The organism is Pseudomonas sp. MWU16-30323, from assembly GCF_020515595.1.
Lineage (GTDB): Bacteria > Pseudomonadota > Gammaproteobacteria > Pseudomonadales > Pseudomonadaceae > Aquipseudomonas > Aquipseudomonas yamanorum.
Window position 1 is genome coordinate 173,604 of the sequence record NZ_JAIWYM010000004.1, and the last position, 21,813, is coordinate 195,416.

Below are 21,813 nucleotides of genomic sequence, written 5' to 3' on the forward strand. Positions count from 1 at the left end.
AACTCCGCCGCCATGAATAGAACTCTCTACAGCTGTCTGTTTTACCTGGCGCTGCCGTTGGTGGCTTTGCGTCTGTGGCTGCGCTCACGCAAGGCGCCGGCTTATGCCAAGCGCGTGGGTGAGCGCTTTTCCTATGGCTTGCCGGTGATGCAACCTGGCGGGATCTGGGTGCACGCGGTGTCAGTCGGCGAGAGCATCGCCGCCGCACCGATGATTCGCGGGCTGCTGGAGCGTTATCCACAGCTGCCGATCACCGTCACTTGCATGACGCCCACCGGTTCCGAGCGCATCCAGGCGTTGTTCGCCAACGAACCGCGCATCCAGCATTGCTACCTGCCGTACGATTTGCCCTGTGCAGCCAAGCGTTTTCTCGATCGCGTGCAGCCGAAACTGGCGGTGATCATGGAGACCGAGCTGTGGCCCAACCATATTCACCAATGCGCCAAGCGCGGGATCCCCGTGGCATTGGCCAACGCACGGCTGTCGGCACGGTCGGCCAAGGGCTACGGACGTTTTGCCAAGCTGACGGCGCCGATGCTGGCGGAAATGAGCCTGTTCGCCGTCCAGACCGCAACCGAGGCCGAGCGTTTTCGCAGCCTGGGTGCACGGCCCGAGACCGTCGAGGTCACCGGCTCGATCAAGTTCGACCTGACCATCGACCCGCAACTGCTGGAGCGCGCTGCTGCGTTGCGTGAACAATGGCATGCCAGCGAACGCCCGGTATGGATCGCCGCCAGCACCCACGAAGGCGAAGATGAAGTGGTACTCGCTGCCCATCGCCAGTTGCTCGCCAGTTATCCCAATGCCTTGCTGATTCTGGTGCCGCGTCATCAAGAGCGTTTCAACCCGATGTTCGAGCTGTGCCAGCAGCAGGGTTTCGCCACGGTGCGTCGCTCCAGCGGCGAGGCGGTAACGGCGCAGACTTCCGTGTTGCTGGGCGACACCATGGGCGAGTTGCTGTTCCTGTATGCCTTGGCCGACAGCGCCTTTGTCGGCGGCAGCCTGGTCGCCACGGGCGGGCATAACCCGCTGGAGCCGGCGGCCTTGGCCAAGCCGGTTATCTGCGGGCCCCACGTGTTCAACTTCCTGGAAATCAGCGCAATGATGCGCGACGCCGGGGCGTTGCAGGAAGTGGACGATGCCGAGGGGTTGGCGGTGGCGGTACAGCGCTTGTTCGAGCTGCCGCAGGACGCGCAGAAGATGGGGCAGGCGGGGCTGGCGGTGATGCGCGCCAATCAGGGGGCGTTGCAGCGTTTGCTGGATGGGTTGGGCAGACTGCTTAACGTCTAACAACACAAATCAAATGTGGGAGCGGGCTTGCTCGCGAATGCGCAGTGTCAGTAGCGAATAAGTCGACTGATACACCGCTTTCGCGAGCAAGCCCGCTCCCACATTGGGTTAACGGGCGGTCTTAGTAACCCGGGTTAGCTTTCAACTGTGCCGCAGCCGCCTTGGCCAGGTCCGGTGGCAGGAAGTCCTTGTCCGGGTTGTAGTCAGCCTTCAAATACCGCGCCAGATCCTGCAAGTCCCCCGGGTTCAATGTGCCCGCCGCCTGCTTCAAGCGCAGGTTGTCGAGGATGTAGTCGTAGCGGCTGTTGTTGTAGTTGCGCACCGAGGTGTACAGCTGGCGCTGGGCGTCCAGCACATCGACGATGTTGCGCGTACCCACCTGGTAACCGATTTCCGTGGCTTCCACCGCGCTCTGGTTGGAGATGATCGACTGGCGGCGCGCCTGCACCTGCTCCACATCGGTGTTCACCGCGCGGTGCAGGTTGCGGGTGTTTTCCACCACCTGGCGACGCAGGCCTTCGCGCTGCTGCTCGGTCTGGCCCAGACGGGAATAGGACTCGCGCACCTGCGAACTGGTAAGGCCGCCGCTGTACAGCGGGATCCTCAACTGCAGGCCCACGGTGCGTTGCGACACGTCACCGTGATAAGGCTGGCCAAAGGCGCTCGGGTTGCTGAAGCCCAAGGCGTCGTTGTCACCTTTTTCATATTGCGCCACGGCATCAAGGGTCGGCGCGTGGCCGGCCTTGCGTTGCTTGAGGGTTTCCTCGGCGGCGGTGACCGCGTAGTTGCTGGCCAGCAGGTTCAGGTTCTGGCGGCCGGCGGTTTCGACCCAGGCCTTGGCGTCGTTCGGCGACGGTGGCAGCACCGGCAGCGTGTGGACAATGCCCTGGATCGAGTTGTACTGGCGGTTGGTCAGGGTGATCAGCGCTTCGAAGGCGTCGTCCACCTGGCGCTGGGCCAGGATCCGGTTGGCGCGGGCGGTGTCGTAGCTGGCCTGGGATTGCAGCACGTCGGTCTTGTCCGACAGGCCCACGTCAAAGCGTTCATTGGACTGGTCCAGTTGGCGCTTGAATGCGGCTTCCTCGGCCTTGGTCGAGGCCAGGTTGTCCTGGGCACGCAGTACGGCAAAGTAGTTTTCGGCGCTTTGCAGGATCAGGTTCTGTTCGGTGGCCGAGAGTTGCAGTGCAGCCTGTTCATTGACCGCTTCGGCGGCTTGCAGCTGGAACCAGCGATCAGCGCGGAACAGCGGCTGGCTCAAGGTCGCACGCCAGGAATGGGCGTCGCGGTTGACCGTCGCGGCGGGTTGGTCCAGCTGGGTGCGCACATTATTGATGTCGGCACCGGCCGACAGGTTCGGCAACAAGCCGGCGCGGGCCTGGGGCACCACTTCTTTCTGCGCGCCGTATTGGGCGCGGGCGGCGGCCAGGTCGGCATTGTTGTCCACCGCTTCCTGGTAGACGCTGACCAGGTCGGTTTTGGTCGTCAGGGGCGCTTCAGCTGCCCAGACCAGTCCGTTGGTCGCACAAGACACGGCGAGAGCCAGTGAAAGTTTGCGCAGCATGAGGCGATCCCTAGAGTAAATATTACGGCGATAATTTGGAGCCCAAGGCTAAGGCGGCCCATTCCTGGCGTCAAGACCTTGAGCAGTCACCGAGTGTAGTGGCGCTATCACGGCACAACAATCCTGTAATTACGCCATTCATCACGATGAATGCACCGTCATTGGCAATTTGCCTGCTCCATGGTCTAGACTGGCCGCGTTCTTGTCGGGGTGCCTTGTTGGAAGGCTGAGATCGGTAAATACCGGATCCCGTTGAACCTGATCAGGTTAGCGCCTGCGTAGGGAACAAGATTTCTCGTCACCCGGCGAGTCCTCTTGTGCTTCGTCCGGGATGTTGTTCGACAATCGAACAGCCCGTGCGCCAAGCACAGCACTGTCACAGTGCGTCCATCCGTCACAGGTTCGCTCCGACAAAAATCCACCACCTGGATAGTTGGAGAGCCCGTGATGAGCATTGAATTAAAAAGCCAAAAATCAAAAAACACCGTGCACTTGAGCGAATCGGCCAAGGTCGACTCCGGTTCCGTGCAGCCGTTTACCCGCTCGCAAAAAATCTACGTCCAGGGCACTCGTCCGGATATCCGCGTGCCGATGCGTGAAGTCAGCCTTGATGTGACCCCCACCGACTTCGGCGGCGAAATCAACGCGCCCGTGGTGGTCTATGACACCTCAGGCCCCTACACCGACCCGAATGTGATCATCGACGTGCGCAAGGGCCTGGGCGATGTGCGTTCGCCGTGGATCGAATCCCGTGGCGACACCGAACGCCTGTCGGGCTTGAGCTCGCACTTCGGCCAACAGCGCCTGAGCGATGCCGAGCTGACCGCGCTGCGCTTCGCCCACGTGAAGAACCCGCGCCGCGCCAAGGCCGGGGCTAACGTCACGCAAATGCACTACGCCCGCAAAGGCATCATCACCGCCGAGATGGAATACGTCGCCATCCGCGAAAACATGAAGCTGGAAGAAGCCCGTGCCGCCGGCCTGCTGGACCAGCAACACGCCGGCCACAGCTTCGGTGCCAGCGTACCGAAAATCATCACCCCGGAATTTGTGCGCGAAGAAATCGCCCGCGGCCGCGCGATCATCCCGGCCAACATCAACCACACCGAACTGGAACCGATGATCATCGGCCGTAACTTCCTGGTGAAGATCAACGGCAACATCGGCAACAGCGCCCTGGGTTCGTCCATCGAAGAAGAAGTGGCGAAACTGACGTGGGGCATTCGCTGGGGTTCGGACACGGTGATGGACCTGTCCACCGGCAAGCACATCCATGAAACCCGCGAGTGGATCATCCGCAACTCGCCGGTGCCGATCGGTACCGTGCCGATCTACCAGGCCCTGGAAAAAGTCGGTGGCGCCGCTGAAGACCTGACCTGGGAGCTGTTCCGCGACACCCTGATCGAACAGGCCGAGCAGGGCGTCGACTACTTCACCATCCACGCCGGCGTGTTGCTGCGCTATGTGCCGCTGACCGCCAAGCGCGTCACTGGCATTGTCTCCCGTGGCGGCTCGATCATGGCCAAGTGGTGCCTGGCGCACCACAAAGAGAACTTCACCTACACCCATTTCGACGAAATCTGCGAAATCATGAAGGCCTACGACGTCAGCTTCTCCCTGGGAGATGGCCTGCGCCCGGGGTCGATTGCCGACGCCAACGACGCCGCACAGTTCGGCGAGCTGGAAACCCTCGGCGAACTGACCAAGATCGCCTGGAAGCACGACGTGCAAACCATGATCGAAGGCCCGGGCCACGTGCCGATGCAGTTGATCAAGGAGAACATGGACAAGCAGCTGGAGTGCTGCGACGAGGCGCCGTTCTACACCCTCGGCCCACTGACCACCGACATCGCGCCGGGTTATGACCACATCACCTCGGGTATCGGGGCGGCGATGATCGGCTGGTTCGGTTGCGCGATGCTCTGCTACGTCACGCCGAAGGAGCATTTGGGCCTGCCGAACAAGGACGACGTGAAGACCGGGATCATCACCTACAAGATCGCAGCGCATGCGGCGGACTTGGCCAAGGGGCATCCGGGGGCGCAGATTCGTGACAACGCGCTGAGCAAGGCGCGCTTCGAATTCCGCTGGGAAGACCAGTTCAACCTGGGCCTGGACCCGGACACGGCGCGTTCGTACCACGATGAAACCTTGCCGAAGGACTCGGCCAAGGTCGCGCATTTCTGCTCGATGTGCGGGCCGAAATTCTGCTCGATGAAAATCACCCAGGAAGTGCGGGAGTACGCGGCCAACCAGCGCATTGAAGCGGTGGACGTGGACGTGGCCAAGGGCCTGGCGGAGCAGGCGGAGCGGTTCAAGCAGGAAGGTAGTCAGCTGTACAAAAAGGTCTGAATCAGAACCTGTGGCGAGGGAGCTTGCTCCCGCTAGAGTGCGCAGCGCTCCCGGAATCTGGATCGGTGTCTTGACTGACACTCATCGGTTGCAGGTTTTGGGGCGGCTTCGCCGCCCAGCGGGAGCAAGCTCCCTCGCCACAGGGGGCTTTGCTGATTCAAATAATAGTGCCCCTCTGAGATAACACCCTTGAGCATTCAACCCAGCACCTATTCCCCAGACGTCGCGGTGCCCGCCGACAAACGCGTCTTCGGCGCCCGCGATCTCTTTTCCCTGTGGTTCTCCCTGGGCATCGGCCTGATGGTCCTGCAAACCGGCGCGCTGTTGGCGCCGGGCCTGGGCCTGTCCGGCTCGTTGCTGGCGATCTTCCTCGGCACCCTGGTCGGCGTCCTGCTGCTGGCCGCCGTGGGCGTGATCGGCAGCGACACCGGCCTGTCCTCCATGGCAGCCCTTAAACTCAGCCTCGGCACCAAGGGCGCAAGCCTGCCGGCGCTGCTGAACCTGCTGCAACTGATCGGCTGGGGCTCGTTCGAAATCATCGTGATGCGCGACGCCGCCAGCCTGTTGGGCGCCCGCGCGTTCAGCGAAGGCAGCCTGCTGACCAGTCCATTGTTCTGGACCCTGGTATTCGGCGCGCTCGCGACCTTGCTCGCCGTCAGCGGTCCGCTGACCTTTGTGCGGCAGATCTTGCGCAAATGGGGCATCTGGCTGCTGCTGGCGGCCTGCCTGTGGCTGACCTGGAACCTGTTCGCCAAGGCCGACCTGGCTGCACTCTGGGCTCAGGCCGGTGACGGTTCGATGCCGTTCGCCGTTGGCTTCGATATCGCGATTGCCATGCCGCTGTCCTGGCTGCCACTGATTGCCGACTACTCACGCTTCGGCAAACGCGCGAAAAACGTGTTCGGCGGCACGGCGCTGGGTTTCTTCATCGGTAACTTCTGGCTGATGAGCCTGGGCGTGGCCTACACCCTGGCGTTTGCGCCGAGCGGTGAAGTGAATGCGTTACTGCTGGCATTGGCCGGGGCTGGCCTGGGGATTCCACTGCTGCTGATTCTGCTGGATGAATCAGAAAACGCCTTCGCCGATATTCACTCGGCGGCGGTGTCCAGCGGGATTCTGTTGCGTTTGAAGGTCGAGCACCTGGCGTTGGCCATTGGCGTTATCTGCACGCTGATCGCCTGCTTCGCGCCGTTGGCGCAGTACCAGAACTTCCTGCTGCTGATCGGCTCGGTGTTCGCACCGCTGTTTGGCGTGGTGCTGGTGGATCACTTCATCCTGCGCCGCCGTGGCCACGGGGTTGCCGGCAACCTGCGCTGGCCGGCGCTGTTGGCCTGGCTCGGTGGCATCAGTACTTATCACTTGCTGGCGAATCTGTACCCGGACGTCGGCGCGACCCTGCCGGCGCTGGTGCTGGCAGGGCTGTTGCACTTCATTCTGGGCCGGGCCTTCAGTGGCGTGCGGGCACCAGCTCAGGCTTGATCACGCCGGTCAGGCGCGCATAGGGGATGGTCATTTCGATCAGCCCCAATGCGTACGGCGCGATGGTGGTCACGTTGTACTTGAGCACCACACCGTTGCTGGTCAACGCCACATTCGGGGTTTTCTGGAACGGCCAGTTCTTCACGAAGTCCGGGTCACGGTCCATCTGCGAGTTGATCAGCCAGTTGTTGTGGGCGACTTTCGCGGTCTTCCAGAACGCCTCTTCCTGGCCCGGCAGCAACATGTCAGTCAGGCTCAGCTCTTTGTGCAGCAGGCGTGAATAGTTGATGAAACCGCGGCCCGGCTCGCCGTGGGCGGTGCCGGTGTCCAGGTAGCTGGACACTTCGATGATCACCAGTCCGTCATGCTGCTCACGTACCTTGGCCTGCAAGTACATGCTGTTGCGGTCAGGGGACTCACGCAAGAACTTGTCGCGGTAGGCGTTCAGGGTGGCGGGCATGGCCTGGCCAGGCGAAGTGCGGGCCATCTGCAGCAGGCGCTGTTCGATGATCTGGTCCAACTGCGGCTCGGACGGGAAGTGCACGGTGTCGATGTTTACCAGCGGGCAATCCGGGCTGCTGCAGCCGGGTTTGATCTGCTCGGAGGCGTCGGCGGTGGTGTCCAGCGGTTTCAGATAGCTCGGCTGGAACAGGCTCTGGCAAGCACCCAGGGTCAAGGCGATACAGGCCACGGAGGCGATTTTTAAAAGCGACATGTGTGTCCTTCATAAATCGAGGAAAGGTGAAAATGTGGAGCTTCGACTCCCGACAAGGCAGTCAGTTCGCCACTAAGCTGATTAGAGTGAGTTTGACGCCCGCCGTCTATCCCGGCAACCGGAAAGGGGCTGCATCAAGGGGCACGAGCGCGTTAGGATGGCGCGATGTCGAGGCCGCCTCGACACCGCAAGGCAATAAACGAGGGTTGATATGACGGACACAGCGAAATCGACGCCGAGCAAGGTCGAGATTGTTCAGCGCGACAATGCCTATAAGGGCTTCTACAAACTGGATCGGCTGAAGCTGCGGCACGAGAAGTTTGATGGCGGCATGAGCCGTGAGCTCAATCGCGAAGTCTTTGTGCGTCATGACGCCGTGTGTGTGCTGCCCTACGACCCGCAGCGCGATGAAGTGGTGCTGATCGAGCAGTTTCGCGTCGGCGCCATGGGCCGTACCGACAACCCGTGGCTGATCGAAATGGTCGCCGGCCTGATCGACAAGGACGAGCAACCGGAGGAGGTTGCACACCGCGAAGCCGAAGAGGAAGCTGGCCTTACATTCTCCGCACTCTGGCCGATCACGAAGTACTTTCCGTCGCCGGGTGGCAGCACCGAATTTGTCCACTTGTTCCTGGGCCGTTGCGAAAGCGCCGTGGCCGGTGGCGTCCATGGACTGGAAGAGGAAGCTGAAGATATCCGCGTCACCGTCTGGGCCTTTGAAGACGCCCTGCAAGCGGTACGTGACGGTAAGATTTCCAACGCAGCGAGCATTATTGCCCTGCAATGGCTTGCGCTTAATCGCGCGGAAGTGAGGGGGTTATGGCAGTAAAGGCACGGGAGCGATATCGGGTTGACCTGATCGGGCTGCAAGCAGCCTGCGAGGCCAACTATGCACGGCTGATGCGGCTGCTGCCGGACATGCGCCACACCCCCGAGGCGCGGCGCATTGCCGTGACCCACGGCGACCAGATGCTCGGCGTGCTGACCCTGGAAGTGATCGTGAACTGCCCGTACACCACTACCCTGCGGGTGCGCCAGGAGCACAGCCTGCCGTGGCTGCCGGTGCCACAGCTGGAAGTGCAGGTGTACCACGACGCGCGCATGGCCGAAGTGATCAGCGCCGAACATGCACGACGCTTTCGCAGCATCTATCCTTACCCCAATGTGTTCATGCACCAGCCCGATGAGAAAGCACAGCTCAATGTGTTCCTCGGCGAATGGTTGAGCCACTGCCTGGCCCTGGGCCACGAGTTCGAAGTCGTTCGATAGATGTGAACTGCGTCCGCTTCACGGGTTTCCTCTTTGTGTCCTGCCCCAGCATAATCGCCTCAAATGCCCATTCCTGTGATCACGCCCTGGGAGAACGCCTTGCCGAGCGTATCCGCCTTGAACCCTGACGCTTCGGCGTTGCTGGTGCAGTTGTCCGACAGCCACCTGTTTGCCGAGGCGGACGGCGGGCTGCTGGGCATGAAAACCCGCGAGAGCCTGCAACGGGTGATCGAGCGGGTGCTGGCGCAGCAGCCGCAGATTGATCTGGTGCTGGCCACCGGGGATTTGTCCCAGGACGGCACGCTGGAGTCCTACCAGGCGTTTCGTGAGATGACCCGGCAGATTGAAGCGCCGGCGCGGTGGATTCCGGGGAATCACGATGAGCCGCAGGTGATGCTGCAAGCGGCGATCAACAGTGCCTTGCTGGAGCCGGTGGTGGATGTGGGCAACTGGCGCATCACCCTGCTGGACTCGGCGGTGCCGGGCTCGGTGCCGGGGTATTTGCAGGACCAGCAACTGCAGCTGTTGGCGCAATCGTTGAGTGAGGCGCCGACTCGGCATCATCTGGTGTGTTTTCACCATCATCCGGTGTCGATTGGGTGTGCTTGGATGGAGCCCATCGGTTTGCGTAATCCTGAGGCGTTGTTTGCGGTACTGGACCGGTTCCCGCAGGTGCGGGCGGTGCTTTGGGGGCATGTGCATCAGGAAATCGACCGCGAACGCAACGGCGTGCGTCTGCTGGCGTCGCCGTCCACCTGCATCCAGTTCGCCCCCGGCAGCGAGGACTTCAAGGTGAGCGAGGAAGCGCCCGGTTATCGCTGGCTGCGCCTGCATGCCGACGGACGGTTGGAAACCGGCGTGGAGCGGGTGCAGGGCTTTGCGTTCCAGGTGGATTACGGTAGCAACGGCTACTGAGATTTCCCTGTAAACTGCGCCTCTTTGGCTGACCCACAGAGGACCCGGAATGTCCGCATCGATCTTGTATATCCACGGCTTCAACAGCGCACCCGCCTCCAACAAGGCCAGCCAGTTGATCACCGTGATGGACAGCCTCGGTCTGGCCGACCAATTGCGCGTGCCGGCCCTGCATCATCACCCCCGCCAGGCGATCTCCCAGTTGGAGGCGGCTATCCGTGACCTCGGAAGGCCACTGCTGGTCGGCAGCTCCCTCGGCGGCTACTATGCAACCCATCTTGCCGAGCGCCATGGCCTCAACGCCTTGCTGGTCAACCCGGCAGTCAGCCCTCATCGGATGTTCGACGGTTACCTGGGCACCCAGAAGAACCTCTACACCGACGAGACCTGGGAATTGACCCACGATCACGTTGCGGCCCTGGCCGAGCTGGAAGTGCCGGCGCCCCAGGACGCCCAGCGTTATCAGGTATGGTTGCAGACCGGCGATGAAACACTGGATTATCGGCTCGCCCAGCAGTATTACCGGGCCTGTGCCTTGCGCATCCAGGCCGGTGGCGACCATGGTTACCAGGGCTTCGCCCAACAGTTACCGGCGCTGTTGAGTTTTGCCGGCATTGGCGCAGATCAGTACCAATCCTTCGATTTCACCGCATTGTGAAACCGCAGGTTACTTTTTAATCGAACGACTCACGACGAGACCCCATGGCCACTCCCAGCGCTAGCTCTTATAACGCCGACGCCATCGAAGTCCTCTCGGGCCTCGACCCGGTGCGCAAACGCCCCGGCATGTACACCGACACCAGTCGGCCGAACCACCTTGCCCAGGAAGTCATCGACAACAGTGTCGACGAAGCCTTGGCCGGGCACGCCAAGTCGGTACAAGTCATCCTTCACGCCGACCATTCCCTGGAAGTGTCCGACGACGGTCGCGGCATGCCGGTGGACATTCACCCGGAAGAGGGTGTGTCGGGCGTCGAGCTGATCCTCACCAAGCTGCACGCCGGCGGCAAGTTCTCCAACAAGAACTACCAGTTCTCCGGTGGCTTGCACGGTGTGGGTATTTCCGTGGTCAACGCCCTGTCGAACCATGTGCGGGTCAAGGTCAAGCGCGACGGCAACGAGTACCAGATGACCTTCGCCGATGGCTACAAAGCCACCGACCTGGAAGTGATCGGCACCGTTGGCAAGCGCAACACCGGCACCAGCGTGTACTTCGCGCCGGACCCGAAATACTTCGATTCCCCCAAATTCTCCATCAGCCGCCTCAAGCACGTGCTCAAGGCCAAGGCTGTTCTGTGCCCGGGCCTGCTGGTCAGCTTTGAAGACAAGGGCACCGGCGAAAAGGTCGAATGGCATTACGAAGACGGTCTGCGCTCCTACCTGGAAGACTCCGTCAGCGAATTCGAACGCCTGCCCAACGAGCCGTTCTGCGGCAGCCTCGCCGGTAATAAAGAAGCAGTGGACTGGGCCTTGCTCTGGCTGCCGGAAGGTGGCGACAGCGTTCAGGAAAGCTACGTCAACCTGATCCCCACCGCCCAGGGCGGTACCCACGTCAACGGTTTGCGCCAGGGCTTGCTGGATGCCATGCGCGAATTCTGCGAATACCGCAGCCTGCTGCCTCGCGGCGTGAAGCTGGCGCCGGAAGACGTCTGGGAGCGAATCGCGTTCGTTCTGTCGATGAAGATGCAGGAGCCGCAATTCTCCGGCCAGACCAAGGAACGTCTGTCGTCCCGTGAGGCTGCGGCGTTTGTCTCCGGTGTGGTCAAGGACGCTTTCAGCCTGTGGCTCAACGAACACCCTGAATTGGGCCTGGCCCTGGCAGAGCTGGCGATCAACAACGCTGGCCGCCGCTTGAAGGCCAGCAAGAAAGTCGAACGCAAGCGCATCACCCAGGGCCCGGCACTGCCGGGCAAGCTGGCGGATTGCGCCGGGCAAGACCCGATGCGCTCCGAGCTGTTCCTGGTGGAAGGTGATTCCGCCGGTGGCTCCGCCAAGCAAGCGCGGGACAAGGAATTCCAGGCGATCCTGCCCCTGCGCGGCAAGATCCTCAACACCTGGGAAGTCGACGGCAGCGAAGTCCTGGCCAGCCAGGAAGTGCACAACATCGCCGTGGCCATCGGCGTCGACCCGGGCGCGGCGGACATGAGCCAGCTGCGCTACGGCAAGATCTGCATCCTCGCCGACGCCGACTCCGACGGCTTGCACATTGCGACCTTGCTCTGCGCGCTGTTCGTCCAGCACTTCCGCCCGTTGGTGGATGCCGGTCACGTCTACGTCGCCATGCCGCCGCTGTACCGCATCGACCTGGGCAAGGAGATTTTCTACGCCCTGGACGAAGCCGAGCGTGATGGCATCCTCGATCGCCTGGTGGCCGAGAAGAAACGCGGCAAGCCTCAGGTCACCCGATTCAAGGGCCTGGGTGAGATGAATCCGCCGCAATTGCGGGAAACCACCATGGACCCGAACACCCGGCGCCTGGTGCAATTGACCCTGGAAGATTTCGCCGCTACCTCGGAAATGATGGACATGTTGCTGGCGAAGAAACGCGCGCCGGATCGCAAGAACTGGCTGGAGTCCAAGGGCAACCTGGCCGAGGTTCTGGGCTGATGCGCAGCGGTTTCGCCCTGGCGATACTGTTGTTGAGCGGGTTGGCGGCCACCTCGGTGGCCGCAGCGCCTGCGGCTGAGCTGAAGCTGTTGTCGGAACACCCGGTGGAAGGCATGCGCGGCGGTAACCTATCGGGCCTGGCCGTGTGCGGTAAGGCGTTGTGGACGGTGTCCGACCGCGACGACGACCAGATCTACCGGCTCGATATCAGTGCCGATACCTGGCAGGCCGAAACGGTGAAGATCAATGTGCCGCCGGTGCCGGAATCCGGCTTGCCCTTTGGCTTGCGCTCACGCACCAAGGCGGCGTCGTTGATTCGCGGTGGCGACCTGGATTTTGAAGGCATCAGCTGCGATGCGGCGGGCAACCGTTACATCGTCAGCGAAGCCCACGCGGCGGTGCTCCAAGTGCCGGTGACCGGTGAGCCTGAGTGGCTGAAGATCGCCCCGGGCATGGTGCGTGAGGCGCGGGCCAGTGGCATGTTGCTGCACTTCAATGCGTTGTTCGAAGGCTTGGCGGTGAACCCTGAAGGCAATCAAATCTGGCTTGCGGCCGAACGTGAGCGGCGCGGGCTGATTTCCATCAAGCGCCCGCAAACCCTCTGGGATTGCGACGGCCCTTGTGTATTGCTGAGTGAGGCCGGCCAGGAAATGCAGCCGGCTCAATTCCCGGGGGCCAAGGCGGTGTCCAAGGACTTTGCCGACCTGGCGCTGTTCAATGGCAAGCTGTTTACCCTGGAACGCAATGCGTTTCAGGTGTGTCGCCGGGACGCGGTCACGGCCAAGGTGGAGTTGTGCTGGTCGTTTGCCGATGAAGCGCTGACACCGAATCGGCGTTACGCCCAGGCGTACGGCTTGGCTGAAGCCCTGGTGGTGGACGCAGACGGTGCCTGGATCGGCATCGACAATAATTTCAAGCCGCGCGCCGATGGTGAAAAACGGCCGATGGTCTATCGTTTCGCCGCCCCTGCGGGTGGCTGGAGCGCCAAGCCATGAGCGCCCAGCCACCCGGCAAGCGCGCCGGACGGGTGTTGATGTTCGTGGCCTGGGGCGCCGGCCTGTTTTTGGCCACACGATTTTTTGGGCAGTGGGAAGCGCGTCAGGAAAATCCCAATGCCGTAGTCACCTCGGAGCAACACGAGGGTTACATCGAAGTAAAACTGCTGGGCAACGGCCAAGGGCATTTCGTCGCCACTGGCCAGATCAACGGTCAGCCGGTGGAATTCATGCTCGACACCGGGGCGACCGACGTGGCGGTTCCGGCCGAATTGGCCGACCGTCTCGGGCTTAAACGCGGCATGCCGGTTGGCGTGAGTACTGCCAACGGGCGAACCCAAGGCTTCCGGACCGAGCTGGGCCGCCTGCAACTGGGCGATATCGTCCTTCAGGACGTGCGCGCCATAGTGGTACCGGGATTGGGCGACGAACAGGTATTGCTGGGCATGAGTGCTTTGAAACAACTTGAATTTACCCAGCGCAGTGGCACCTTGCTGCTGCGCCAGACCAAACAATGATGAGGCCCGCATGAGTGACATCCTTGCAGACAGCTTAGACGGCGTTGAACGCCGGTCGCTGGCTGACTTCACCGAAAATGCCTACCTCAACTACTCCATGTACGTGATCATGGACCGTGCCTTGCCGCATATCGGCGACGGCCTGAAGCCCGTACAGCGGCGCATTATCTATGCGATGAGTGAGTTGGGCCTGGACGCTGACTCCAAGCACAAGAAGTCGGCGCGTACCGTCGGTGACGTGCTCGGTAAATTCCACCCCCACGGCGACTCGGCGTGCTACGAAGCCATGGTGCTGATGGCGCAGCCGTTCAGCTACCGCTACACGTTGGTGGACGGCCAGGGTAACTGGGGTGCACCGGATGATCCCAAGTCCTTCGCCGCCATGCGTTATACCGAGGCGCGCTTGTCGCGTTATTCGGAAGTGCTGCTCAGCGAACTGGGCCAGGGCACGGCCAACTGGGGCCCGAACTTTGACGGCACCCTCGACGAGCCGTTGGTGTTGCCGGCACGTTTGCCGAACATCCTGCTCAATGGCACCACCGGCATCGCCGTGGGCATGGCCACTGACGTACCGCCTCACAACCTGCGGGAAGTGGCCAGCGCGTGCGTGCGCTTGCTGGATGAGCCGAAGGCTACGGTCGAGCAGTTGTGCGAGCATATTCAGGGCCCGGACTATCCGACCGAAGCGGAAATCATCACGCCTCGCGCCGACCTGCTGAAAATCTACCAGACCGGTAAAGGCTCGGTGCGCATGCGCGCCGTGTACCACATCGAAGACGGCGACATCATCGTCACCGCGCTGCCGCACCAGGTGTCCGGCGCCAAGGTGCTGGAGCAGATTGCCGCGTTGATGCAGGCCAAGCCGTCGAAGCTGCCGCAAGTCGCCGACCTGCGTGACGAGTCCGACCACGAGAACCCGTGCCGCATCGTGATCATCCCGACCAACAGCCGGGTCGACCACGAAGTGCTGATGCAGCATCTGTTCGCCAGCACCGAGCTGGAGTCCAGTTACCGGGTCAACATCAACATCATTGGTCTGGACGGCAAGCCGCAGTTGAAGAACCTGCGGGCATTGCTGGTGGAGTGGCTGGAGTTCCGGGTGCAGACCGTGCGTCGCCGCCTGCAATTCCGCCTGGACAAGGTCGAGCGCCGCCTGCACCTGTTGGACGGCTTGCTGATTGCCTACCTCAACCTGGATGAAGTGATCCACATCATCCGTACCGCCGAGCACCCGAAGGCCGAGCTGATCGCGCGCTTCGAGCTCAGCGAAATCCAGGCTGACTACATCCTCGACACCCGTCTGCGTCAGTTGGCGCGTCTGGAAGAGATGAAGCTGCGGGACGAGCAGGACGCGCTGCTCAAGGAGCAAGCCAAGCTCCAGGCCCTGCTGGGCAGCGAAGCCAAGCTGAAGAAGCTGGTGCGCACCGAGCTGATCAAGGATGCCGAAACTTATGGTGATGATCGCCGTTCGCCGATTGTCGAGCGTGCCGAAGCCAAGGCCCTGACCGAAACCGAGCTGCTGCCCAACGAGAAAATTACCGTCGTTCTGTCGGAAAAGGGTTGGGTTCGCTCGGCCAAGGGGCATGATATTGACGCCACCGGCCTGTCGTACAAGGCTGGCGACGGTTTCAAAACTGCGGCGGCGGGGCGTTCCAACCAGTTTGCGGTGTTTATCGACTCCACCGGTCGCAGTTATTCGGTGCCGGCGCATACGTTGCCGTCGGCGCGGGGGCAGGGCGAGCCGTTGACCGGGCGCCTGACACCGCCGCCGGGTGCGAATTTTGAATGCGTGCTGCTGCCGGACGATGATTCGCTGTACGTCATCGCCTCCGATGCGGGCTACGGGTTCGTGGTCAAGGGTGAAGACCTGCAGGCCAAGAACAAGGCGGGCAAGGCGTTGTTGAGCCTGCCGAACAACGCCAAGGTGATCCTGCCGCGTCCGGTGGAAGACCGTGAAGGCAACTGGCTGGCATCGGTGACCACCGAAGGGCGCCTGCTGGTGTTCAAGATCAGCGATTTGCCGCAGCTGGGCAAAGGCAAGGGCAACAAGATCATTGGTATCCCCGGGGAGCGGGTGGCCAGTCGCGAAGAGTACGTGACCGACATCGCCGTGATTCCGGAAGGCTCGACCCTGGTGTTGCAGGCTGGCAAGCGCACGTTGTCACTGCGCCCTGACGACCTTGAGCACTACAAGGGTGAGCGGGGTCGTCGTGGCAATAAACTGCCGCGCGGCTTCCAGCGAGTGGACGCTTTGCTGGTGGAAACGCCCGTTTAAGGCGATATAGAGCGCCCGATCTACGATTTAACCCGTAGATCGACGCTTTCGCGCTGGAGTCATGGCGCATATTCACGGATGATATGGCCTTTCCAGCGCCGGCGTGGCTGAGCGCGTACAGGTTATTTTTGAGTATTACATTGTGGTTCGCCTTGTGGCAGCCACCTGGATGGGATGATGACTGCTCCGCGCCTTCCTTTATTTTTGTTGCTCGCTGGCGTTTTGGGCCTGGCGGGTTGCAGCACACATCAACCTGTGTCGCTGTATCAGCTGGACAGTGGAAGTCCGGCTCAGCCTGCACAAAGTGCCGGCATGGCCGTATTGCTTGGCCCTGTTGTGGTGGCTGACTACCTGCAACGTGAAACCCTGCTGCAACGTCAGAACGACGGCAGCCTGCAAGGTTCCACTGATGGCCGTTGGGCCGGTAGCCTTTCGTCCGACATCAATCAGTTGATGTTGCGTCAGGTGGCGGGCCATCTGGACAGCCAGCGTGTGGTATTGGCCCCGGCGCCGTTGGGTTTTGCCCCGGACGTACAGGTACTGCTGACCATTACGCGGCTGGACTCGGGTGTTTCGCAGCCCGCTATCCTCGACGCGCAGTGGCGCTTGATCGACCGCCGTGGCCAAGTGCGGGATAACCGCATCGTGCACCTGCAGGAAGAGCACGCCGGCAGCACCGCGTCCCAGGTCCAGGCCCAGGGTGTGTTGTTGCAACGTTTGGCTGACCAGCTGTCGGTGGCTCTCAAGCCATTGGCCAATCAACCAGCGGTTGCAGAAGCACCACGCAAACAGGCCCCGGCGCAGCCCAAGGCTGCGGCACCGGAAAAGCCGAAGATGCCGATGGCCGTGCCGATTCGTACGGATATGGAAGTGTTCAGGTTCTGACCTGAATACAGACCAACAAAAAGGCCCGCTGATGAGCGGGCCTTTTTGTTTATGCGGGATCTGAGTCGTTCGCAGATCAAGTGTGGGAGCGGGCTTGCTCGCGAAAGCGGAGTGTCAGTCACCAAATGTGTTTCTGATACACCGCTTTCGCGAGCAAGCCCGCTCCCACAGGGGTTCAGCGTTGTTCTTTAGTTCTTCGCCCGCGTCTCATGCATCCGCGCCAGCTGGCGCTCAAGCATCGACGGGTAAGGCTCCATTAACCGCTCTACACAGCACGCACCCTCAGGGCTGGCAATCGGGCGGATCCGCGCACGCTGGCGAATCAGCACGTCATCACTGATCTTGCGTTCCACCAGCAGCAGGTTGCGGCTGTGTTGCGACAAGGCCAGGGCGTCCTGGGCGATCTCGGTCAGCAGCAGATCAATCTGGCTCATGCCATACAGATCGTCGCCTACCGTCAGGCCCAATTGCAGCTGCAAGGTGATGCCGCTGTCGGCCACTTCGATTTGCAGTGCATGGCCCAAGGCCCGCAGCAGCTCACCGCAGCAGATGGCGTTGGTCAGGTAGTCTTCGCCGCTGTCTTCGCTGTGGAACAGCATCAGCGTGCTGCCATCGTTCAGGGTGTGCAGCTCGCTCTGATACAGCGAGGCCGCCTGGTCGAGGCAATCACGATAGCGCTCCAGCAACTCGGTCAGGCGTGCCCGCGGCAAGCGGCGCAGCTGGTCCTGTGCGCCCAACTGCACGGCCAATACGGCGCTGTGCTGGGGCTGGGTGCTGCGCACAGGTGCCGGTTGCGGCACGGTGGTGGTTGGGGCTGAGTTGTCGCGAAGATCGGCGAACGGGTCTTCTTCGTCCAGTTCGTCTTCTTCGGCCTTGATCACATGGCGGGCTGCCGGCTTGAGACCTGCCACAGGCGCGGATTCGTCGAAGCTTGGGTCGCGCAGGTTGCGCACTTCAAACTCGGGCTCGTCGTCTTCGTACTCGGTGTCGTCGAACTCGGGCTCGGGTTCAACCTCGGGCACCACGGGCTCCGGCGCGAAGCTGGTGTGCAGCTGGCGGGCGAGGTCGCCGATTTCGTCCTGGCGGTCGGTGGCCGGGGTGTGCTCGTCGATGTCCCGCAGCCAGATGCGCAGTTGCATCAGTGGCGTGGAGATATGCCGACCCAGGCGCAGGCTCAAGGCCAGGGACAGTGCCAGCAGGATCGCGCTCAGGATGCCCATGCTTTGCAGGCTGATGGTCATCGGCTGCTGGAACTGTTGCATGTCCAGGCTGATGCGCAGTTGGCCGGCCTTCACGTCCTGAAACGTGATATTGCTCTGGTACAGGCCTTCGGCTTCACCCAGCAGGCCGTTTTTCGGGCGTTGCCCGGCTTCGGCCATGATCCGGTTGTCCACGCTATAGATAGCGGCGTGGGCCACCAGCGGGTTCTTGGTCAGGTTGTTGAGCAGCACGTTGAGGCTGAGGATGTCGTTGGACACCAACAACTCAGTCGCCGAGGTGGCGGTCTGGGTGGTCAGGCTCTCGCCCAGGGCGTCGGCTTGCTCGTGCATGGCCTGCTTGAACTGCAAACCCATCACGCAGGCGTAGATGACCAGGGCCAGGGCGACCAGGATCACGTTATGGCTGGCGATGCGTAATGCGATCGGTACACGGCGGTGGCGCAGTGCCCGGAAGATCAGCAGGAAGAAGTTATCGGTTTTTACTGGCGTGGGCCGGTTCACTTAAGCTCGGCTCTTTAGTCCGTGAAGTTGACGCGCAGTATAGCGACAGGCCCAAGACCGGCAAAGCGCTGGCTGTGCCCGATGGTCACTGAAAGTGGGTAGAATGCGGTTTTTTTCCAGCTCGGGGGTGCGCTTTGCGCGAAATTGTCCTGATTAACATCACCGGTGAGGACCGTCCGGGTCTCACCGCAGCCATTACCGGTGTTCTGGCCCAGGGTGGTGTGAACATTCTCGACATCGGCCAGGCGGTGATTCACGACACGCTGTCGTTCGGCATCCTGGTGGAAATTCCCAGCACCGAGCAGGCTTCGTCCGTGCTCAAGGACATCCTGTTTACGGCGTATAAGCTGGATCAACAGGTGCGTTTCACCCCGGTGTCAGAAGAGGATTACCAGAGCTGGGTGGCCGGCCAGGGCAAGAAACGCCACATTGTGACGCTGTTGACCCGCAAGGTGACGGCGGAGCAATTGCAGCGTGTCAGTTCGATCACGGCTCAGTACGGTTTGAATATCGACCATATTGACCGTCTGTCGGGTCGCATGCCATTGGACACGCCAGCGGACAAGGGCAAGGGCTGCATCGAGTTCTCCGTACGCGGTGAGCCGGCGGATCCTCAGGCCCTGCGTGCCGAATTCCTGAGCGTTGCCCAGGAGCTGAACGTCGATATCGCCTTTCAGGAAGACTCACTGTTCCGCCGCAATCGTCGCCTGGCGGTGTTCGACATGGACTCGACGCTGATCGAAGCCGAAGTCATCGACGAATTGGCCAAGGCTGCGGGTGTGGGCGAGCAAGTCTCGGAAATCACCGAGCGGGCCATGGCCGGTGAGCTGGATTTCCGTGCCAGCTTCAAGGAGCGCCTGGCGCTGCTCAAGGGCCTGGATGTGAGCGTGCTGGACTCCATCGGCGCCTCCCTGCGCCTGACTGAAGGTGCCGAAACCCTGTTCGCCGAACTCAAGCGCCTGGGCTACAAGACCGCGATCCTGTCAGGCGGCTTCACCTACTTTGCCAAGCAATTGCAGGCCAAGCTGGGTATCGACTATGTGTTCGCCAACGAGCTGGAAGTGGTGGACGGCAAGGTGACGGGCGTGGCGGTAGAGCCGATTGTCGACGCACAGCGTAAGGCTGATCTGCTGCGGGAATTGGCACACAAGGAAGGGTTGCGTCTGGAGCAGACCATTGCGGTCGGCGACGGGGCGAATGACTTGCCGATGCTGGCGATTGCCGGGTTGGGTGTGGCGTTTCGCGCCAAGCCGCTGGTCAAGCAATCGGCCAAGCAGGCGATTTCGACCCTGGGGCTGGATGGTGTCTTGTACCTGTTGGGCTTCCGCGACCGCGACGGTCAGCTGTAAACGACACAAAGCTTAAGGTCTGAACCGGATCAATGTGGGAGTCGGGCTTGCCCGCGATGCAGGCGCCTCGTTCTTTCAGAGGGACCGCGCCAATGCTTTCGCAGGCAAGCCAGCTCCCACATTTTGATCTTCAATCGCCTTGAGTCAGGCTTTCGGCAAACCCATGCCCTGGCCCATCTGCACCGGCGTCCCCGCCTGCAGTGCTTCCGACCATTGCACCTGGTTCGGCCCAAACAGCACGATCGCCGTCGAACCCAGCTTGAAGCGTCCCAGCTCCGCGCCTTTTTCCAGGTGAATCGGCCCGCGGGCAGCTTCGTCGTAGCGGAAGGTTTTCAGCTCGCGCTTCGGTGGTGTTACCAGGCCCGCCCAGACGGTCTCGATCGATGCCACGATCATTGCGCCCACCAACACCACCGCCATCGGGCCACGTTCAGTGTCGAAAATGCAGGCAACACGCTCGTTACGTGCAAACAGCTCCGGCACGTTTTCGGCGGTGGTCTGGTTTACCGAGAAGATGCGGCCAGGGATGTAGACCATTTCCCGCAAGGTGCCGGCCAGTGGCATGTGCACCCGGTGGTAGTCCTTCGGCGACAGGTAGACCGTGGCGAAATCACCGCCCATGAACGGCGCAGCCACGGCCGAATCGCCACCGAGCAATTCCAGCACGCTGAAGCTGTGGCCCTTGGCCTGGAACACCCGGCCGTGCTCAATCGGCCCAAGCTGGCTGACGGCACCATCGGCCGGGCTCAACACCGCGCCTGGCGTTTGATCCAGCGGCCGTGCACCCTCTTTCAGTGCGCGGGTGAAGAAGGCGTTGAAGTGCTCGTAAGCCGTCACGTCTTCAACCAGGGCCTGGGACATGTCTACTTGATAACGCTTGGCAAACCAGCTGGTGAACGCATTCTTGAACCAGCGCACGCGGCATTCGGCAATGCAGCCGGCCAGACGTGACAGCAAGTGGTGGGGCAGCAAGTACTGGCTGAGGATGAACAACTGCTTTTTCATTAACTGTCCTTAAACCTTAAATCTCAACGGGGGTGTCGGGGTGGTTGCCCCATTCGCCCCAGGAACCGGCATAACCTTTGACTCGCGGATAACCGAGCGCCTTGGCCACCAGATAGGTGAAGCCAGAACGATGGTGAGTCTGGCAGTGGGTGATGATTTCTTTGTCGCGGGTCAGCCCGAGGTCTTCGAGGATCTGCGGCATGTCGCGGCGGATGCGCAGCTGGCGCGCCTTGTCCATGCCGGCAGTCCATTCAAAGTTCACCGCGCCCGGGATGTGTCCACCCTTGGCCGCGAGGACTTTCTCCCCGGAGTATTCCAGCGGGCCGCGAGCGTCCCAGATGCCCAGGTCGGCAGCGCCGAGGCGGCTTTGCAGGTACTCGCGGGTGGCGGTGGGTTCTTCATGCAGCGTCAGGCTGACCGGGCCGCCGGCGCTGGCCGGTACTTCGGTGGACAGCGGGTGCTTTTCTTCCAGCCACGCCAGCAGGCCGCCGTCGAGGTAGTGGTATTTCTGGTGGCCGATCACGTCGAGCATCCAGATGAACCGCCCGGCCCAACCACCGCCTTCGTCGTCGTACACCACGTAGGTGGCATCCGGGGTGTGGCCCAGTTCGCCGAACAGTTTTTCAAGATCGGCCTTGCCCGGCAGCAGGCCCGGCGCCGGTGGCTGGCCCAGTTGGGTGCGCTTGGGATCGACAAAGCGTGCGCCGGGGATATGCCCTTCGGCGTAACGCGCGGCGCTGGTGAGGTCCACCAGGATCAGGTGTTCGGCATCAAGGCGACCGAGCAGGTCACTGGGCTCGATGACCAGCGGCAAGCCAGAGAAGTCAGGCATGTGAGGTCTCCTGGGCATAAAAGTTGGGCGCTAAAGGAGGGCGAT

18 protein-coding genes and 1 riboswitch are annotated in these 21,813 nt (G+C 61.8%); of the genes, 13 read left to right on the forward strand and 5 right to left on the reverse strand.

Annotated elements, in window-relative coordinates:
- Positions 1-12: 12 nt before the first annotated feature.
- Positions 13-1,290: a lipid IV(A) 3-deoxy-D-manno-octulosonic acid transferase gene (waaA, locus tag LIY45_RS07255; protein WP_226475828.1), complete on the forward strand. Its 1,278-nt coding sequence runs from the start codon at positions 13-15 to the stop codon at positions 1,288-1,290.
- Positions 1,291-1,411: 121 nt separating this feature from the next.
- Here the strand turns inward: waaA and LIY45_RS07260 are convergent, their stop codons facing one another.
- The gene (locus tag LIY45_RS07260; protein WP_017478318.1) at positions 1,412-2,851 is read right to left on the reverse strand and encodes a TolC family outer membrane protein; all 1,440 of its coding nucleotides are present in this window, start codon (positions 2,849-2,851) and stop codon (positions 1,412-1,414) included.
- 196 nt (positions 2,852-3,047) lie between these two features.
- Positions 3,048-3,153, forward strand: a riboswitch (TPP riboswitch).
- A 145-nt stretch (positions 3,154-3,298) separates the two neighbouring features.
- On the opposite strand from LIY45_RS07260, the gene thiC reads away from it, so the two are divergent.
- Together thiC and cytX are read left to right on the forward strand one after the other, a co-directional pair.
- Entirely contained in the window at positions 3,299-5,203 is a 1,905-nt protein-coding gene (gene thiC, locus LIY45_RS07265) for a phosphomethylpyrimidine synthase ThiC (protein WP_008439122.1), read from the forward strand.
- A 189-nt stretch (positions 5,204-5,392) separates the two neighbouring features.
- Entirely contained in the window at positions 5,393-6,682 is a 1,290-nt protein-coding gene (cytX, locus tag LIY45_RS07270; RefSeq protein WP_226475829.1) for a putative hydroxymethylpyrimidine transporter CytX, read from the forward strand.
- Here cytX and LIY45_RS07275 read toward each other — a convergent pair.
- A complete protein-coding gene (locus LIY45_RS07275) occupies positions 6,651-7,397 on the reverse strand; it encodes an RsiV family protein (protein ID WP_226475830.1) in 747 nt (248 codons plus the stop codon). The genes cytX and LIY45_RS07275 overlap by 32 nt on opposite strands.
- 211 nt (positions 7,398-7,608) lie before the next feature.
- On the opposite strand from LIY45_RS07275, the gene LIY45_RS07280 reads away from it, so the two are divergent.
- From LIY45_RS07280 to LIY45_RS07320, 9 genes are all read left to right on the forward strand, one after another.
- Positions 7,609-8,226 carry an NUDIX domain-containing protein gene (locus LIY45_RS07280; RefSeq protein WP_226475831.1) on the forward strand — a complete coding sequence of 206 codons (618 nt, stop codon included), beginning with the start codon at positions 7,609-7,611 and terminating at the stop codon, positions 8,224-8,226.
- Complete coding sequence (locus LIY45_RS07285; protein WP_003209507.1) at positions 8,217-8,666, forward strand: DUF1249 domain-containing protein; 450 nt, start codon at positions 8,217-8,219, stop codon at positions 8,664-8,666. Before LIY45_RS07280 ends, LIY45_RS07285 begins: the two co-directional genes overlap by 10 nt.
- 99 nt (positions 8,667-8,765) lie before the next feature.
- Complete coding sequence (gene cpdA, locus LIY45_RS07290) at positions 8,766-9,581, forward strand: 3',5'-cyclic-AMP phosphodiesterase (RefSeq protein WP_226475832.1); 816 nt, start codon at positions 8,766-8,768, stop codon at positions 9,579-9,581.
- A gap of 49 nt (positions 9,582-9,630) precedes the next feature.
- Complete coding sequence (locus tag LIY45_RS07295; RefSeq protein ID WP_017478323.1) at positions 9,631-10,239, forward strand: YqiA/YcfP family alpha/beta fold hydrolase; 609 nt, start codon at positions 9,631-9,633, stop codon at positions 10,237-10,239.
- A 44-nt stretch (positions 10,240-10,283) separates the two neighbouring features.
- Positions 10,284-12,188: a DNA topoisomerase IV subunit B gene (gene parE, locus LIY45_RS07300; protein WP_003209518.1), complete on the forward strand. Its 1,905-nt coding sequence runs from the start codon at positions 10,284-10,286 to the stop codon at positions 12,186-12,188.
- Positions 12,188-13,183, forward strand: a complete 996-nt coding sequence (locus tag LIY45_RS07305) for an esterase-like activity of phytase family protein (RefSeq protein ID WP_017478324.1) — start codon at positions 12,188-12,190, stop codon at positions 13,181-13,183. The genes parE and LIY45_RS07305 overlap by 1 nt, the downstream gene beginning before the upstream one ends.
- Entirely contained in the window at positions 13,180-13,701 is a 522-nt protein-coding gene (locus LIY45_RS07310; protein WP_226475833.1) for a TIGR02281 family clan AA aspartic protease, read from the forward strand. Before LIY45_RS07305 ends, LIY45_RS07310 begins: the two co-directional genes overlap by 4 nt.
- Before the next feature lie 10 nt (positions 13,702-13,711).
- Entirely contained in the window at positions 13,712-15,976 is a 2,265-nt protein-coding gene (parC, locus tag LIY45_RS07315) for a DNA topoisomerase IV subunit A (protein WP_003217539.1), read from the forward strand.
- Between the two features lie 177 nt (positions 15,977-16,153).
- A complete protein-coding gene (locus tag LIY45_RS07320; protein WP_226475834.1) occupies positions 16,154-16,861 on the forward strand; it encodes an ABC-type transport auxiliary lipoprotein family protein in 708 nt (235 codons plus the stop codon).
- Positions 16,862-17,049: 188 nt separating this feature from the next.
- Here LIY45_RS07320 and LIY45_RS07325 read toward each other — a convergent pair whose 3' ends face one another.
- Positions 17,050-18,582 carry an AhpA/YtjB family protein gene (locus tag LIY45_RS07325; protein WP_063033400.1) on the reverse strand — a complete coding sequence of 511 codons (1,533 nt, stop codon included), beginning with the start codon at positions 18,580-18,582 and terminating at the stop codon, positions 17,050-17,052.
- Between the two features lie 134 nt (positions 18,583-18,716).
- Between LIY45_RS07325 and serB the strand changes: the two genes are divergently transcribed.
- Positions 18,717-19,931, forward strand: a complete 1,215-nt coding sequence (gene serB, locus LIY45_RS07330; protein WP_003217536.1) for a phosphoserine phosphatase SerB — start codon at positions 18,717-18,719, stop codon at positions 19,929-19,931.
- 144 nt (positions 19,932-20,075) lie between these two features.
- Here the strand turns inward: serB and asd are convergent, their stop codons facing one another.
- Both asd and rhdA read right to left on the reverse strand, forming a co-directional pair.
- Entirely contained in the window at positions 20,076-20,936 is an 861-nt protein-coding gene (gene asd, locus LIY45_RS07335; RefSeq protein WP_226475835.1) for an archaetidylserine decarboxylase, read from the reverse strand.
- Between the two features lie 16 nt (positions 20,937-20,952).
- Positions 20,953-21,768 carry a thiosulfate sulfurtransferase gene (rhdA, locus tag LIY45_RS07340; protein WP_017478329.1) on the reverse strand — a complete coding sequence of 272 codons (816 nt, stop codon included), beginning with the start codon at positions 21,766-21,768 and terminating at the stop codon, positions 20,953-20,955.
- Between the last annotated feature and the right edge of the window lie 45 nt (positions 21,769-21,813).

Bases quoted from the DNA above. Each gene is read 5' to 3' on its own strand.
- waaA (WP_226475828.1), top strand. From the start codon at position 13: ATGAATAGAACTCTCTACAGCTGTCTGTTTTACCTGGCGCTGCCGTTG.
- LIY45_RS07260 (WP_017478318.1), bottom strand. From the start codon at position 2,851: ATGCTGCGCAAACTTTCACTGGCTCTCGCCGTGTCTTGTGCGACCAAC.
- thiC (WP_008439122.1), top strand. From the start codon at position 3,299: ATGAGCATTGAATTAAAAAGCCAAAAATCAAAAAACACCGTGCACTTG.
- LIY45_RS07275 (WP_226475830.1), bottom strand. From the start codon at position 7,397: ATGTCGCTTTTAAAAATCGCCTCCGTGGCCTGTATCGCCTTGACCCTG.
- LIY45_RS07280 (WP_226475831.1), top strand. From the start codon at position 7,609: ATGACGGACACAGCGAAATCGACGCCGAGCAAGGTCGAGATTGTTCAG.
- LIY45_RS07285 (WP_003209507.1), top strand. From the start codon at position 8,217: ATGGCAGTAAAGGCACGGGAGCGATATCGGGTTGACCTGATCGGGCTG.
- LIY45_RS07295 (WP_017478323.1), top strand. From the start codon at position 9,631: ATGTCCGCATCGATCTTGTATATCCACGGCTTCAACAGCGCACCCGCC.
- parE (WP_003209518.1), top strand. From the start codon at position 10,284: ATGGCCACTCCCAGCGCTAGCTCTTATAACGCCGACGCCATCGAAGTC.
- LIY45_RS07305 (WP_017478324.1), top strand. From the start codon at position 12,188: ATGCGCAGCGGTTTCGCCCTGGCGATACTGTTGTTGAGCGGGTTGGCG.
- LIY45_RS07310 (WP_226475833.1), top strand. From the start codon at position 13,180: ATGAGCGCCCAGCCACCCGGCAAGCGCGCCGGACGGGTGTTGATGTTC.
- parC (WP_003217539.1), top strand. From the start codon at position 13,712: ATGAGTGACATCCTTGCAGACAGCTTAGACGGCGTTGAACGCCGGTCG.
- LIY45_RS07320 (WP_226475834.1), top strand. From the start codon at position 16,154: ATGACTGCTCCGCGCCTTCCTTTATTTTTGTTGCTCGCTGGCGTTTTG.
- asd (WP_226475835.1), bottom strand. From the start codon at position 20,936: ATGAAAAAGCAGTTGTTCATCCTCAGCCAGTACTTGCTGCCCCACCAC.
- rhdA (WP_017478329.1), bottom strand. From the start codon at position 21,768: ATGCCTGACTTCTCTGGCTTGCCGCTGGTCATCGAGCCCAGTGACCTG.